Origin of the sequence: Amphritea atlantica (assembly GCF_024347255.1) — a bacterium.
GTDB lineage: Bacteria > Pseudomonadota > Gammaproteobacteria > Pseudomonadales > Balneatricaceae > Amphritea > Amphritea atlantica.
In genome coordinates this window covers 3081673-3096357 of record NZ_AP025284.1, presented here as the reverse complement: position 1 = coordinate 3096357, position 14685 = coordinate 3081673, and the positions used below count along the sequence as shown (strand labels likewise).

Below are 14685 nucleotides of genomic sequence, written 5' to 3'. Positions count from 1 at the left end.
ATATATGCACAATCGTTACAGCACCCACTTGCTGCCCCAGCGCGAGCGACAGGATTACTGGCGAGAGGTGATTGAAAATGCCTACTTCCCTCTGGAGCTGGATTTTCGCAATCCGAGCGAGTTTCATGGTCATCTGAGTCAGTGGCAGATGGGCCGGGTGGGTATTTCGCGGATGGAAAGCTCTGCCACCTGCTTTACACGAGTGAAGCAGCAGATCGATGAATCTGAACCCTATTTTCTGATCACCGTTCCAGCGCAGGATCAGGTCCGTTTTTCCCAGGCGAATCGTACCATCGTGTGTAATCCCGGTGCGTTTATTCTTGAGCGCAGTGATCTTCCGTATGAGTTCAGCTATAGCAAAGATAACGCCCTCTGGGTTGTCAGGGTGCCGGTCTCTCTGCTGCAGACCCGTATCCGTCAGCCGGAACGCTTTCTCTATATGGAGTTTGATAAAAGCAAAGGGATGGGCAATGTATTCTTCAGCTTTCTGAGAACCATGGTGCAGCAGGCCTCCTATACCAATGAAGTGGCCCACGATATTCTCAGTAGTCAGTTGATCGACCTGCTGGCGCATAGCATGGAAAACGATGACCGGGTGCTGATGAGCAATGAAGCAAATCTGCGTAACGTTCATCTGCGCAATATTGAGGCATTTGTGCGGGATAATATCCAGCGCTCAGAACTCTCCCCGGATATGATCGCAGTAGCCTGTAATATCTCCACCCGCTATCTGCATAAACTGTTTAAAGACTCAGACCAGACGGTCGGCCAGTGGATAAAGGAGCTGCGGTTGCAGTCGGCCCTCAACGATATCCGTGCCGGCAACCGCCATACCACACTGGCGGAAATAGCGTATCGCTGGGGCTTCAATGATCAGGCGCACTTCTGTCGTCTGTTTAAATCCCGGTTTGGCTGCACCGCCAGAGAGATGCGCGAGGCAAAGTAGACCCCATCTGGGGCGCAGGTTCAAACATATAACTCTGTACCCAGGCAGCTTTGCATAGCGCGCAGCAGGGGGTTGGGCATCACTCCTCCATCCAGCTCAGCGCTGCCATCACCGTAGGCAGTCCTATCGTGCTGGTTAACAGAATCAGTGTGTGCTGAATCTCCTCAGTCGTTGCTCCGGCTTGCCGGGCTCGTCTTACATGACTGTGTAATGCGCCTTCAGAACGGATACTGGCTGCTGCCGCCAGCTGGATCAGCTGCGCCGTCTTTTCATCGATAGGTCCGGCATCCCTGACCGCTTTTCCCAACTGCTCTACCGCCGCCGCGTAGTCAGGATAGCGTCCCATAATCCGGGTAAAGGTTTTCGGTAGTGGGGCTTCCGGTGGATGTAATATTGTTTTACTGGACATCAGAGGTACCTCCTGTAACAAACGAGGGTATTACCAGATTAGCAGTAATTGGCCGGATATCACTGCCATTATCTCTTAAGCCGCGTCGCGGGGCCGATAGGGCACACCGCTATTCCCTGATTTACAAAAACTGATGCACCTATCGTCAATAATCTCTTGCGCGGTTCTCTTATTCTGAATTCATCCCTAATCAGGGACATTTTAATAATAAGAGAGAGTAGTTATGGCTGGAAATATAAAAACAAACAGTGGTTCGGCCACTCTGTCAGTGCCCCATGAGGAGCGAATGAACCGTGGTTCATTGAGCATGGCCTGGTGGGCAATCTGCAGCGCGATGTTCTGGCTGGTGGTGTCGGCAACACTGGCGATGAACTTCGGTACCATTAATACCCTGATCGGTCTGGCCTTGTCGGTGGTGACGTATGGACTGATCAATGCGGTGATCACCCGCTATGCAATCCGCACCGGCTTGTCGGTAGCACTTTTTTCCCGGGTGCTGTTCGGTAAAGTCGGCGCGACGCTGGCAACCCTGATCTTCTTCGCGACGGCGATCTATTATTCGGTGTTTGAAGGCTCTGTTATCGCGGTGGCGATTCAGGCGTATTTCCCCTCGCTGAGTATAGAAGTGGCCTATCTGATAGTGGTGTTGTACAGCGTGCCGCTGGTATTTGGCAGTGTGCAGAACTGGCTGGATAAATTTAACGGTATTCTGCTGCCGTTTTACATTCTTGGGCTGATCGCCGCGGTGGCGGTAACCATCAATGAATACGGCTACAGCAATGCCTGGCTGAACCTGGGGCCGCAAAGCGGTAATCCTGAAAATGGCTGGTGGAACTGCTTTACCTACTTCATGGGTGTCTGGATTCTGATGATGTACACCTGGGATTACGCCCGTTTCGGTAAGGAGGATGACTCCCGCTTTCATGCCACTATCAACTTTGGTATGCCGTTCTATCTGTTTACCTTTATGATCAACGGCATGGTTGGGATCTTTCTGGCGGCGACAATTCCGACGGAGGGCGGTTTGTCAGAAGTCTCAGTGGTGCTGGCGATTCTGAAGCTGATGGGGATCTGGGGCTTGTTGTTTGTCTGGGTCAGCCAGACCCGTATCAACACCGCCAACTTTTATCTGGCTGCCGAGAATATGCAGGCGTTTTTTGAGCGTTTTGGCCTCAGTTCCGTGCCGCGCTTTTTCTGGGCGATCGCCGTCGGCGCGGTGGTTTACACCCTGATGCTGTCGAATGTGTTCAGCTTTATTCTGCAGGCACTGGCCTATCAGGGGATCTTCGTGGTGGCCTGGGTGGCGATTGCGCTGGCGCATATCTTCTCCCCTAAATATGACCAACTGTTTGGCGGGCATATCGAGTGTTGTCCTCAACGTGTAACCTCATTTAACCCTTGTGGTCTGATCGCCTGGTTCTCGGGTGCGGGTCTGGGAATCATCATCCTCAACTACGCCAATGCCTCGCTGGCACTGTTCTCCGCCCCCATCACTTTCCTGGTGTCATTCTGCGTCTATCTGATGCTGCTCAATAGCGCGAAACATCACTGGTTTGTTCGCGATGAATCGCTAACCAACTAGGTTCTGCTCCTCTGGCTGCCGCTTTTACGGCGGCCAGTTTTCCACAATTGCATCCTGTTTTGCCAGCCCGGCAGGGCAGGTTGCGCCCGTAAAAAATTAACAATAACAAAAAGAAGGTAACTGAAATGAAAAAACTGCTTTCCGCTCTGGCTTTGGCTGCAACCGCTGGACAGGCTCAGGCACTGACACTTGAAGCCGGTGACTGGACCCTGGGCGTTTCCGGCAACGTGAACAGCCATGCTGTATTTGCCGAGTGTGATGATTCCGGCAATCAGGTGGATGCGAACGCGCTGCTATGTACTGGAGAGAATGCCTCGTCGGTTTCAAACGGCTATATTCCCGCGTCGATTATGTGGACGGTGGCAACCCAGCAGCAGGGTTACGATATCTCCGCGAATATTGCACTGGAGCCGGGGCTGACCACCAACGCTGCGTTTAATGGTCAGGATGATGATCAGGCGATCCGGGCCTTTCTGTTAGCAACGAAAGAGGGTATGGGAACCATTAAAGCGGGCCGTGATTACGGTGTGTTTGCGCTGGATGTGATTCTGGCCGATATGTCGCTGATCGGTGTGGGGGCCCACGGACTGGTCAAGAGTCCCTTGAACACCAGTTTTGGTAGTGTGGGGTATGGCTATATTTTTACTGACCGTATCTCTCAGATCAGTTTCTCTAAACCGCTGGGTGACAGCACGGAAGCCACTATCGGTGTGTTTCAGCCGCTGGATCTGATTAGTCTGGGGGCGGGTGTCAGTACCACCGGTGACAGTGGTTCCTCATTGCCAGGCATACACGGTAAATTGCGCTTTAACAGTGAGAATGGTTTCGTCTCCGCCAGCTTTCTCAGTCAGACCGTCAAGGCGGGCAGTGCCGATTATACCGGCAATGCCGTTGATCTGACCGCCAGCTACACATTTAACGATCTGGGAGTGGTTGGGTCCTGCTTTACTGCCGATGGGGTCGGTACCGCAGGTCTGTTTATTGACGCCGCAGATAGTAATGGTGAAGCGCGTCGCTCAAAAGGCTGCTTTGGACAGCTGACTTATCAGGCTGATGCCACTAAGTATGGTATCAGTCTGGGACAGACCCGCCTGGATAAGACCGCTGCCGATCCCGATACGCTGATGAAAAGCCAGACCAAAGCGACCATCGGTGCGTATCATAACCTCACGGATAACCTGCTGATGATCGCCGAGTATTCGCGCTTTAATGCGAAGAATCATCTGGGTGATAAACTGGAAAACAGCAGTGTAAACCTGGGGCTGGCGCTTTTCTTCTAAGTCGGTCAGAAAGTAATTCCCCCTCTTTTCAGGCTTACTTCGGTAAGCCTTTTTTATTGTGGGTAGAAAAAGCCTTTACCACCTGGAGCCCAGAGAACTCTGAGGTAAATTTATAATCGACTATTGATGGTCTATGCTTGGGGGATTCCAACGATTGGCGCTGATAGCTTCCGGTCAGTAGTGGTTGTCTTGCAGTGCAAACAGGTCGCCAGTGTGACACGCCTGGTCGTGAACGTGAAAGAGTATTGGAATGGATTACCTTAGGCTTTTCTTCTGTTGGTCAAGTAAAGGTAGTGGTGACGATGCTTAACAATGAGCACGGTATCCACTTTAAAAAGCCCTGCATTTTAGCTCATAAATGCCTATCTGACGCATTTTGTAAACGAAACTGAATCTCCATTTTTTGTAAGGACGTGACATGATTCAAGTAATCTCCAGGGTCTGGCCTCTGCTACTCGGCATCGTCTTTATAATGCTGGGCAACGGCATGCACTTCACCCTTATCGGCCTGCGGGGTGGCATCGAGGGGTTTTCAGCCCTCGAGCTGGCCATTGTCACCTCGGGTTATTTCATGGGCTTTCTGTCGGGCGCACGTATCTCACCGCTGATGATCCGGCGGGTGGGGCATGTGCGTGTCTTTGCGGCGCTGGGCAGTTTCATGTCCGCGGGGCTGATTACATTTCCGCTGTTAACCGATCCCTGGGCCTGGACAGTGCTGCGGGTGCTGATCGGCTTTTGTATGTCGGGCGTCTATGTCACCGCCGAGAGCTGGCTGAATAACGCCGCCACCAATGAAACCCGTGGTTCGGTACTGTCGGCCTACATGATCGCGCAGACGCTGGGTATCATTGGCGCGCAGGGGTTACTGACGCTGGGTGATGCGGGCACCTCCGTGCTTTTCATTGGCGCCTCAATTCTGGTATCGATATCGTTTGCGCCTATCCTTCTGTCGGCGACTTCAGTCCCTGCGGCCGAGGTCGCGCGACCGATGTCCCTGCGTGATCTTTTCAAAGGCTCACCGCTGGGCACCGTGGGTATCTTTCTGCTGGGCATTGTCTACGCCACGCAATCGGGTATGGCCGCGATCCTCGGCACCCAGATCGGGCTGACAGCGACGCAGATCTCGCTGTTTGTGGCGATGCTGTTCGCCGGAGCGCTGGTACTGCAATACCCCATCGGCTGGCTCTCGGACCGGATAGACCGGCGCAAGTTGATCTGCGGGGCTGCGTTTATTGGTGTTGTATCCTGCTTGCTGGGATGGGTTACCGGTGGCGCTCTGTGGTCGCTGATGATGGCCGCTTTCTTCGCCGGAGGGGTGACGACGCCGCTGTATGCGCTGTTGCTGGCCTATACCAATGATTATCTTGACGCAGAGGATATGCCAGCTGCCTCCGGGGGGCTGGTTTTCACCTTCGGGCTGGGTGCTATCGCCGGCCCATTAGTAACCGGCTGGGGGATGGAAACGTTTGGCCCGTTCACCTTCTGGCTGGTGCTGTGTGCCACTTTCGCTGCCATCGCGCTCTATGCACTGTATGCGCTGTATCACATGAGCAAGCGCTCGGTTGTGCCGGTGGACGAGACCGAAAGTTACCTGTCTGTGCTACCCACCGCCTCGCCAGTGGCGGTGGAAGCGGCAGGTACCTGGGCCGCCGAGCATGCCCGGGATGAGGCTGAGTCTCAAGAGGATAGGTAACAAAGTATCAGCTTTAGGTTTCAGGTCTTAATGGTAGGGCGGGGCTTCAGTGTGCTTACGTGGAGGCCTTTTATCGAGCGATGTTGGACGGAACGTTGACTAAAAGCGATGTGAAATGAACAACCTGTTTATGGCGCAGGGCAGTGCAGAGATCATTGTCGCGACAGAGCAATAACCGGAGAACTTATGATGGAGATCCCTGTACTGTGAATAGAAACAGTATTTCACAGGGGGGAAATCTGTGTAAGTATTGAGACACTAAGGATCAAGTGCCAACCGGTTTAAGGACAATGAATGAAAATGACTCTTATGAAGGCTCATTTTGTCGCATCTCTGCAGATATACGACAGGCTGTCGTCTTTCCCCAGATTCAAAGTTTGTCTCCCTGAATATATTAGTCGCTATTTCAGTGCGTTAGGTAACAGCGTTACATATCTATCGAAGAGTGATATACGACAACTTGTCGTATTTCCCCAAAACCGTTGTCGTATATTTAGCTGTTAGGTTCTTCATGTCGAAGCGAATATTTGCTCAGAAAATAGGTGCTCAAGGCCATAAATGGCTTTCATCACATATCGAAGAGCATCCTCACTGGCTATCAAGAGAGGTAGGTGAGGATTATGGGATCGATCTCGAATTAGAGCTTGATGAAGAAGACCTTAGAGGTGATCTACTCAAGGTCCAAGTCAAAACTGTCAAGAAAGCTAAAACCCGAAATGGGTGCGTTAAGTTTCAAATCGACAGGAAGTATTTACAGTATGCCTCAACATGCCGATACCCAGTGTTACTTATATTGGTCTGTTTAAACACGAAGCAAGCATGGTACATCTGGTTACAGCAGTGGTTATTAGTCCAACGTTCACAGAAGGACCCACTTTCAACGAATCAAAAGAGTTGGACTGAATGGGTGTCGATTAATAAGACTGTAGAAATCGGGCTTTCATCGGAGCTCAAGTCAATCGCAAAGTGGGAAGGGGAAGTCCAGCTCGTACTTGCGTTGCTCGATACCATGCGCTGTGCTTCAGCAATTGGGAAACTTGATGTCGTTCGCGCAGTTGGGGAAATTGTAAACGCATCAGCACCATATGCTGGAGAAGCTGGCCTGAATGCTTTGATTACCCAAGCTCTTAAACTTGGTAATCGAATGAAAGGAACCCATGAAGGCAATATGATAGCCCAGCAAATATACGGAATCATTCGACACGCAGGGTTAATTATATCAAAAGAAATAGTAATAAATCTTGTCATGCGAGGTGATTCTTACTCTCGTGTAGGCTTGGACGCCTTGGGAATACTTTACGATGAGTACTTTAATCATGCCCGGTCATTGCAACTGCCTACCGTGTTCAAAGATTTGGAGCCTCGAGTCTCTTACTATTGCGCACTACGCGAGGCTTCACCTAAGAAGTCACTAATTATGCAACCACCAGAAGGTTTTCGTTATGCGGGTCTAAAGTACCTTCCTCCGGATGATCCTCTTAACAAATTTGCAAATAGAGGGCCATCCGCAATACTAGACTACTTAGTACCTGAAAACTACGAACCTAACAAAGCAAATTCACATGGATAAATTTAAGCTTCTCCACTTCGTTTCGAAGCTCAAATTTCCCAGTGATTTGGGTCGTTATAAGACAAGGATGTAATGAATGGAATCAAAGAACATACTTACGGTAGCTATTCGCATTGGAGCTATCGTTTTGGCCGTGAACGCCTTACAAGCTTTTCCTAATTATTACGGTCTTTATCTAGGTGACGGCGAGCAGGCAAAGTCTGCATTTATTGCATTTACGGTCGTTCCTACTGTTTTGTCGATGCTCTTTGCTATCGTCGCATGGTTCTTCCCTCAGTCTTTGCTCAAAACAGCTTCTTTCGGTAAAGCGACGGATTTCGAATTGCCAACAAGTATTGGGGCAGCATTATTCGCTTGCATTGGTTTATTTCTAGTCCTGTCTTCCTTAGTCGATCTGGCGTACAACTTCAGTTATATCCGCTACTTCAAACAAGAGTTCTCCTATTCCGCCCCTTTGCCAGCGGAAACTAAAGCAAACCTCATTGCTACGATACTGGAGCTGTTACTAGGAGTTATTGTTTTGGTTGGGAATAGAGGTATAAATAAATTCTTTGTGGCAATACGAACGTGATGTCTTATAACAATCGCCAACAAGTTGGCTGGACTCGCTACGCTCGCCTGTGTTGCGGGGAACACCAGTTTCAAGGAAATATTGATGTATTTTATTGAGTTGTTTTCTGAAAAATCAGACCAAGTAAGGCTGGTTACATTTCTCCTATCGGCCTTGCTCGCTGTCTCTGTACTTCTGATCAATCAATACATTAATACCAAGAGAAATAAACGAGATTTACTTCTATCCAAAATTGAAGATTTATATAAGTCATCGATTGAATATACGAATCTTTGCACCGAAATACTGGATGATGTTCAGCACCAAAACGTCGACTATCCATCAGTTAAAAAAGAGCATAGAAGGGAAGTTCAGAACATCCTACGAAAAATGGAAATGCTATGTGGCTTATACTTTCCTGATTCTGGCTTTGATACCACCGACTATCGATTATGGAATATGGAAGTTCTCGAATACCTTGAAAAAGGAAAGCATTCAGAAGAAGGTGAAATGCATTGCATGTGGGAAGATGCCCGACAGCATATAGTTAATTCAGATGCGAAATTAGCAGTAATTTGCTCCAATTTAATGAAATCACATGGCTACAAAAAATAACAAGAAAAGGCATCCGACGCATACTGCGTGGCAGCTTTAAGCGTTAAGTGTCCTTGAGAAATATGAGCCAGAAATGGAACTGTAAGCAGTCATTTTCGGTTAGAGCCAGCACCATGTTGCTGCTTTACCTCCCAATTCTTATGGGGCTGGGAGCGGTATTCAAAGATGTACAAGGGGAATTAGCAGCTTCAATGCGTATGCTTGTAGGGGTTGCGGACTGGAATTATGTCATGGTAATTGCATTTTCAGCCTTATTCAGTTCCTCGTTTTTTATAGGATCTCTTGTTCGTAAAAACCCACAAATCCAGTTTTTTATCGAATTTATAATTGCGGCATGTATAGTTATATTTTCACCAGTGTATTAGCAACACTTAACAAGTGACTGTGGTGTTCTGTCAATAATATCAGGCTGATTTTTCATTCCAGCGCTCCTCGTTTTTCAGCATAGTATTTTGGATAACGATCAGCTTTCTCATGCAGGCGATCAGGGCCGCTTTAGGGAGCTTCCCTACGGCCTTCAGGTGCTCGTAATGGCGTTTAAACACAGGATTGCACTGTATCGAAGAGAGCATTGCCATAAAATCACTGTGCGTATGTGATGGCGGCCACCTCGGATACGACGTTTACCGTTGTACGAACTGTTGTCGCGGTTCATCGGCGCGACGCCAAAGAGGGCGGCATTCTCGCTCATTTCAAAGACCCGGCGGGCAACATTCTTACGCTAATGCAAAGCGGGAATGCTTAACAAGTTAAGATTCATCAGCGCTGATAAGCACCCACATATCCCCCCATAGCGTATGAACAACCGACTCTTTTGGAGGTGAGGATAAGGCCAGACTAGTTAACAGGAATAAACCCATCTACTATATGTGGGTATGGGAAGTTGTAATTTGTACCGCTCGTTTAACAGGATAGTTTATGAAACGTTTTCTGCTGATTGCCGGGATTGTTTTCCCGCTTGTTATTTTGTTTCTGTTACTTACGGTTGGCGAGCAACAAGTGGAAAATGTGAAAGCTGATGCTACCCGTCAGCCTGCTGTTGTGCTTAGATTTGGTCATAACACGCCTGAAGACAGCGCACTGCATAAGGCATCTCTGAAGTTTGCTCAGATAGTTAATCAGAAGACTCAGGGCAAAGTCGTTATTGAGGTTTACCCTGCCCAGCAATTGGGAAATGACCATCAGATGGTTGAGATGGCGCGAAAGGGCGAGCTGGACATTATTCTGACACCAACAGCGAAGATGAGTGTACCTGTTCCATCAATGCAGTATGCAGATCTGCCATTTCTCTTTCCATCCAGAGATGATGCTTACGAGATGCTTGATGGTGAGCCAGGAAAGATGCTTTTGCAGGATTTAAACTCGATCGGACTGCACGGCGTGGCATTCTGGGAGAATGGTTTTAAACACTTTACCGGAAACCGGGCGTTCCTTTCACCGGATGACTTTAAAAATACAAAGATCCGTGTGATGAAAAGCAGAATAATTATGGAGCAGTTCAGGTCTTTTGGGGCAGAGCCTGTTCCTATTGACTTCCACGCAACAAAACAGGCGCTTGCTGATGGGGTTGTTGATGGTGAGGAAAACCCGTTAATTGCAATCTATAGTATGGGCTTTCATGAGGTTCAGAGTGATCTGGTGTTAAGCAATCATGCCTTTCTTGGGTATGTGTTATCGATAAGCAGTAAAACGATGGACAGGCTGCCTTACGATGTGCAAAAAGTGTTGCTGGATACTGCCATTGAAGTGACACCGTGGGAGCGCATAGAAACACAGAAAAAAGAAGCCGAGCTGATTGAAAAGATCAAACAAGCCGGTACCCGGGTTCACCTTCTCAGTGAAGAGCAACGAGCGGTATTTGCGCATAAAACTGAAAAAATTGCATCTCAGTTTGAGGGTATCGTTGGCACCGCGCTGATCTCTAAAACAGAGGAACTTCTTTTTGATAAGTATGGCCCACCAGCTGAGGATAAAAATCATCTGGTCATCGGTATTAATGCTGACCTGTCGAGAGAACCCAGTTCCGGATTAGCAATTAAAAGAGGTGTTCAGCTTGCAGTTAAAGAGATCAATCGCCGGGGTGGGGTATTGGGTAAAAAACTGCATGTGATCGCCCTTGATCATAAGACAATCCCCGGTATCAGTGTTGAAAATATGGAGTACTTTATTCAGCGTCCTGATGTGGTCGCAGTAGTCGGAGGAAAACACGCGACGGTTATTGGTGAAGAGTTGAAGAGGGTGAGTCGGTCTCATATTCCTTATTTGATTCCCTGGTCTGCCGCTGGGGGGCTGACAGAAAATGGAATACCTGATAATAACGTGTTCAGAATTTCAGCGAATGATTTGTGGGCATCGGAATATATTGCCAACTATGCCATAGGAGAATATAAGAAACCGGCAATAGTTGTTGAAAATACAGTGTGGGGCCGTACTAACCTGAAAAATATGCAACGTTTCCTTTTCTCTAAAGGAGTACTTCCTGCCACTGAAGTTGTTTTTAACCGCGGTGAAACTGACTATAGCAAGGAACTTCTTCAGGTATTCAGCTCAGGTGCTGACAGCGTTATTCTGGTTGCCAATGCAAATGAGGGGCGAGTTATTATTGCGGGGCTAACCCAGAGAGAGCAGCCTCTTCCGATTATATCCCACTGGGGGATTCTTGGGGGAGTGAAAGATGACGCAACGCTGAAGCTATATAGTCAGGCTGAGTTACGTTTTTTTCAGACGTTTCTTTTTGACCGGTCACGTCGGAAGCAATCGAGAGATTTAAAACAGGCTTATATAACGGAGTATGGACTAGAGCAGGGCGAGCAGATCAACTCACAACATGGGGTTGCTCAGGCCTATGATCTGGTGCAGTTATTGGCACTGGCGATAGAGCGGTCCGGTAGTACTGATCGGGCAGAGATTGTTCACGCTCTTGAACAGTTACCAGGGTATGAAGGCGTGGTAAAGCGATATGATTCTGCATTTACTGATAGCCATCATGATGCACTGGGTGAAGACGACTATTTCATGGCCCGGTTTGGCGAAAATGGCCAAATCATCCCGGTTAACTAAGGCTGACTCTTATGAGCGTTAAAGCGTTTTTTAAGTTTAACAGTATAAAGCACAAAGTTATCTTTCTGGTGACCAGTCTGTTATTGCTGGTTCTTACAACGCTTCTGATTGTTTCATTATTTCTGGTTAATAAGCAGTTAGGTATTCAGACCGAAAAATTGTTTGTCAGTAACACCGCCGCCCTCAATCGCTCAATTGAACAGCGCTTAAGTTATCTTGTCGAGAACAGCGAGCTATTGGCGACGAATGAGTTGATGGTAAATGCGCTTATTGATGATGAGGAGCGAGATAACTATCTTGCCCCTCTCATCTCTAATTTCATGAAAGGTAAGGATGTACTGTATCTGGATGTGGTCGACTTTGATGGACATCCGGTGTTTCATTCTGGGGATCAAATCCCGGAATATAACCGGTCTGAGCAATTAAGAGTTGCCCTGGCATTGAACCAAACATCGGTTTTTGTTGGTAAAAACAAAAAGTTAATTGTTATCAGTCCGATAGAGTATTACTCGACGACTCAGGGAGCGCTGATCATCAGTTTTGATCTGGACAAAATTATTGCCAGAAATATTCTCGACGACTCTCAAACGTACATCAGGGTTCTGAAAGATGACCTGGTTATATACTCCCATAATTACAATCCCGAAATAAGTTATCAGTCATACCTTTATCATGCCGGAGGGGAGTTACCGCTTTTCTCTAAGTTAGGCATCATGTTGCAGATAGGCTTGCCTGAAAATATTTATAATGCTCCGGTCAGAGAGGCGATGCAGGTACTTCTGATGGTTGGACTTGTGCTCGTATCCGTGAGCTTGTTTATGTCCCGCTGGATCGGCACCCGAATAACGGCTCCAATTTTAGAGCTCTCTTCCCGGGTGACACGAGCCCATGCAGGGCAGGATGTTCGCTGCAGTCCACTGGGGGGGGATGATGAAGTCGAAGGGTTGGCAAAAGCCTTTGATGAGCGAACATTGTTGCTTGAATATCAGGCTGAGCATGATTCGCTTACGGCACTTCCAAACCGGTTGCTCTTTGTTGATCGTGTTAGCCATGCGATTCAGCTTGCAGAGCGAAATAATGGTACGTTTGCGGTTTTGTTCATCGATTTAGATCGTTTTAAAGAGGTGAATGATTCATATGGCCATACTGTTGGTGATCAGCTTCTTCAGATTGTTGCGGAAAAAATACAAGAGTGCCTATGGGATTGCGATTCTGTGGCCAGAATGGGAGGCGATGAATTTACGGTCTTAATTGATTCAATAAAACACGAAAAAGATGTGTTTCATATTACCGAAAAAATACTCTCTCTATTCAGATCACCAATATCATTTGATCGCTTTACCTTTTATCTGACCTGTAGTGTTGGGGTCGCTGTATATCCCATAGATGGCGCGGATGTTGATACCCTGCTCAAGAATGCAGATGCCGCCATGTATAAAGCGAAAGCGGATGGGCGAAATACCTGTCGGTTTTATAAGCCGGAGCTCACTGAGCGGATATTAGAGCGGGTAAGACTGGAACGGCAGCTACGACAGGCAATTGATGATGACCAGTTTGTGGTTTACTTTCAGCCTCAATATGAGCTTTCAACTCAGAATATTATTGGGATGGAGGCTTTGATCAGATGGCAGCATCCGGATAAGGGACTGTTATTTCCAGATAGTTTTATTCCACTGGCGGAAGAGACAGGCATGATTATCGATGTCGATCGGCTAATGATGCGTGCATCAATGAGTCAGTTCAAATCATGGTTAGCTGATGGTTTAAAGCCCGGTGTTCTGTCGATGAACTTATCTATGATTCAGTTGGATCAGGATGACTTTATTGAGTTTGTAAAAAGATGCTGTTTGGATTACGAGCTTGAACCTGCCAGCATTATGTTTGAGGTGACGGAAACCCAGGCTATGCTCAAACCGGAGCAAACCGTGATTGCGCTTAAACAGTTGAGTGCCTTGGGGGTTGGCTTGGCTATCGATGATTTTGGAACCGGCTTTTCCTCTCTGTCCTATTTAAAAAAATTCCCGGTCAATAAGATTAAGATCGATCGATCTTTTATTTCAGATCTTCCAGAAGATCGTGACGATGCAGAGCTGACCCGGGCGATTATCTCGTTGTCAAAGAGTCTCAGTCTCGATGTCATTGCGGAAGGCGTAGAGACCAACGCTCATCTTGAATTCCTGTTATGTCACCATTGCGATGAAGGGCAGGGCTACATGTTCAGTAAGCCTGTTCCGGCAGAGAAGATGCGTTTATTGCTTGAAACGAGCGTAAAGAACCAGCCCAAGAGGGTAGTACAGACTTAGATTTTTCGCTGAGCGAATTGTCTGAGCGATTTAAGAGACGTTCTTATCGATATGATGTCAGCCCCTGATGGTTGCCAGATCTATTTTTCTGATCTTATCCGCTTTTTGTTTAGCCTCATTGACTGATATCCTAACGGCGATTTTTCTATTTTACTGAAAGGACATGAATAGACATGGACAGTAATATTTATAGCACTCCCGAAGCCAACGTTGAGAAAGATACGGTGTTTTGTCGTGAGTGTGGCGAGAAAATAGCGAAGACTGCTGTTAGCTGTCCTCAGTGCAGTGCTACTCAAAATCTCGGTGGGAAAAGTAAAGTTGCGGCTGGCCTGTTAGCGATTTTTATTGGCGGCTTCGGGATTCATCGTTTCTATCTGGGACAGTGGTGGGGGATCTTTTATCTGCTGTTTTTCTGGACCTGGATTCCGGGCATTATCTCGTTGGTTGAGGGCATTGTCTTTTTGTGTACCTCAGAACAGTCCTGGACCAAGAAATATGGCAACACCAAAGGCGCATCGGCACTGGTGCTGGTGCTTGTCTCGGTGCTGGTTATTATTCCGGTTATTGGTATTGTGGCGGCTATTGCACTGCCTGCGTATCAGGATTACGTACACCGGGCCGAGATGCTGCAGCAGTAACGATAAATTCATATCAGCACAGCTGTTCGTTTCGGGTAA

General features: G+C 47.8%; 11 protein-coding genes. 10 read left to right on the top strand and 1 reads right to left on the bottom strand.

Annotated elements, in window-relative coordinates:
• The first annotated feature begins 4 nt into the window (after positions 1-4).
• Complete coding sequence (locus tag OCU43_RS14235) at positions 5-946, top strand: AraC-like ligand-binding domain-containing protein (RefSeq protein ID WP_091356873.1); 942 nt, start codon at positions 5-7, stop codon at positions 944-946.
• Between the two features lie 79 nt (positions 947-1025).
• Here OCU43_RS14235 and OCU43_RS14230 read toward each other — a convergent pair whose 3' ends face one another.
• A complete protein-coding gene (locus OCU43_RS14230; protein ID WP_175483490.1) occupies positions 1026-1355 on the bottom strand; it encodes a carboxymuconolactone decarboxylase family protein in 330 nt (109 codons plus the stop codon).
• 223 nt (positions 1356-1578) lie between these two features.
• Here OCU43_RS14230 and OCU43_RS14225 point away from each other — a divergent pair, with 223 nt between their 5' ends.
• The 9 genes from OCU43_RS14225 to OCU43_RS14180 all read left to right on the top strand — a co-directional run bounded on the left by OCU43_RS14225 (position 1579) and on the right by OCU43_RS14180 (position 14646).
• Positions 1579-2937: a purine-cytosine permease family protein gene (locus tag OCU43_RS14225; protein WP_091356876.1), complete on the top strand. Its 1359-nt coding sequence runs from the start codon at positions 1579-1581 to the stop codon at positions 2935-2937.
• 125 nt (positions 2938-3062) lie between these two features.
• The gene (locus OCU43_RS14220) at positions 3063-4217 is read left to right on the top strand and encodes a porin (RefSeq protein ID WP_091356878.1); all 1155 of its coding nucleotides are present in this window, start codon (positions 3063-3065) and stop codon (positions 4215-4217) included.
• A 418-nt stretch (positions 4218-4635) separates the two neighbouring features.
• Positions 4636-5910, top strand: a complete 1275-nt coding sequence (locus OCU43_RS14215; protein WP_091356880.1) for an MFS transporter — start codon at positions 4636-4638, stop codon at positions 5908-5910.
• Between the two features lie 511 nt (positions 5911-6421).
• Positions 6422-7480: a DUF4365 domain-containing protein gene (locus OCU43_RS14210; RefSeq protein ID WP_139203169.1), complete on the top strand. Its 1059-nt coding sequence runs from the start codon at positions 6422-6424 to the stop codon at positions 7478-7480.
• 76 nt (positions 7481-7556) lie between these two features.
• Positions 7557-8051: a hypothetical protein gene (locus OCU43_RS14205; RefSeq protein ID WP_091356886.1), complete on the top strand. Its 495-nt coding sequence runs from the start codon at positions 7557-7559 to the stop codon at positions 8049-8051.
• An 84-nt stretch (positions 8052-8135) separates the two neighbouring features.
• Positions 8136-8645, top strand: a complete 510-nt coding sequence (locus OCU43_RS14200; protein WP_091356890.1) for a hypothetical protein — start codon at positions 8136-8138, stop codon at positions 8643-8645.
• Positions 8646-9563: 918 nt separating this feature from the next.
• Positions 9564-11705, top strand: a complete 2142-nt coding sequence (locus tag OCU43_RS14190) for a DctP family TRAP transporter solute-binding subunit (RefSeq protein ID WP_091356898.1) — start codon at positions 9564-9566, stop codon at positions 11703-11705.
• Between the two features lie 11 nt (positions 11706-11716).
• Complete coding sequence (locus tag OCU43_RS14185) at positions 11717-14008, top strand: bifunctional diguanylate cyclase/phosphodiesterase (protein WP_091356901.1); 2292 nt, start codon at positions 11717-11719, stop codon at positions 14006-14008.
• Between the two features lie 173 nt (positions 14009-14181).
• On the top strand, positions 14182-14646 hold the full coding sequence (locus OCU43_RS14180) for a TM2 domain-containing protein (RefSeq protein WP_091356904.1): 465 nt from the start codon (positions 14182-14184) through the stop codon (positions 14644-14646).
• The last annotated feature ends 39 nt before the right edge of the window (positions 14647-14685 follow it).

What these genes read in the sequence shown, in the direction of transcription:
- OCU43_RS14235 (WP_091356873.1), top strand. Translation starts at nt 5, where the DNA reads ATGCACAATCGTTACAGCACCCACTTGCTGCCCCAGCGCGAGCGACAG.
- OCU43_RS14230 (WP_175483490.1), bottom strand. Translation starts at nt 1,355, where the DNA reads ATGTCCAGTAAAACAATATTACATCCACCGGAAGCCCCACTACCGAAA.
- OCU43_RS14225 (WP_091356876.1), top strand. Translation starts at nt 1,579, where the DNA reads ATGGCTGGAAATATAAAAACAAACAGTGGTTCGGCCACTCTGTCAGTG.
- OCU43_RS14220 (WP_091356878.1), top strand. Translation starts at nt 3,063, where the DNA reads ATGAAAAAACTGCTTTCCGCTCTGGCTTTGGCTGCAACCGCTGGACAG.
- OCU43_RS14215 (WP_091356880.1), top strand. Translation starts at nt 4,636, where the DNA reads ATGATTCAAGTAATCTCCAGGGTCTGGCCTCTGCTACTCGGCATCGTC.
- OCU43_RS14210 (WP_139203169.1), top strand. Translation starts at nt 6,422, where the DNA reads ATGTCGAAGCGAATATTTGCTCAGAAAATAGGTGCTCAAGGCCATAAA.
- OCU43_RS14205 (WP_091356886.1), top strand. Translation starts at nt 7,557, where the DNA reads ATGGAATCAAAGAACATACTTACGGTAGCTATTCGCATTGGAGCTATC.
- OCU43_RS14200 (WP_091356890.1), top strand. Translation starts at nt 8,136, where the DNA reads ATGTATTTTATTGAGTTGTTTTCTGAAAAATCAGACCAAGTAAGGCTG.
- OCU43_RS14190 (WP_091356898.1), top strand. Translation starts at nt 9,564, where the DNA reads ATGAAACGTTTTCTGCTGATTGCCGGGATTGTTTTCCCGCTTGTTATT.
- OCU43_RS14185 (WP_091356901.1), top strand. Translation starts at nt 11,717, where the DNA reads ATGAGCGTTAAAGCGTTTTTTAAGTTTAACAGTATAAAGCACAAAGTT.
- OCU43_RS14180 (WP_091356904.1), top strand. Translation starts at nt 14,182, where the DNA reads ATGGACAGTAATATTTATAGCACTCCCGAAGCCAACGTTGAGAAAGAT.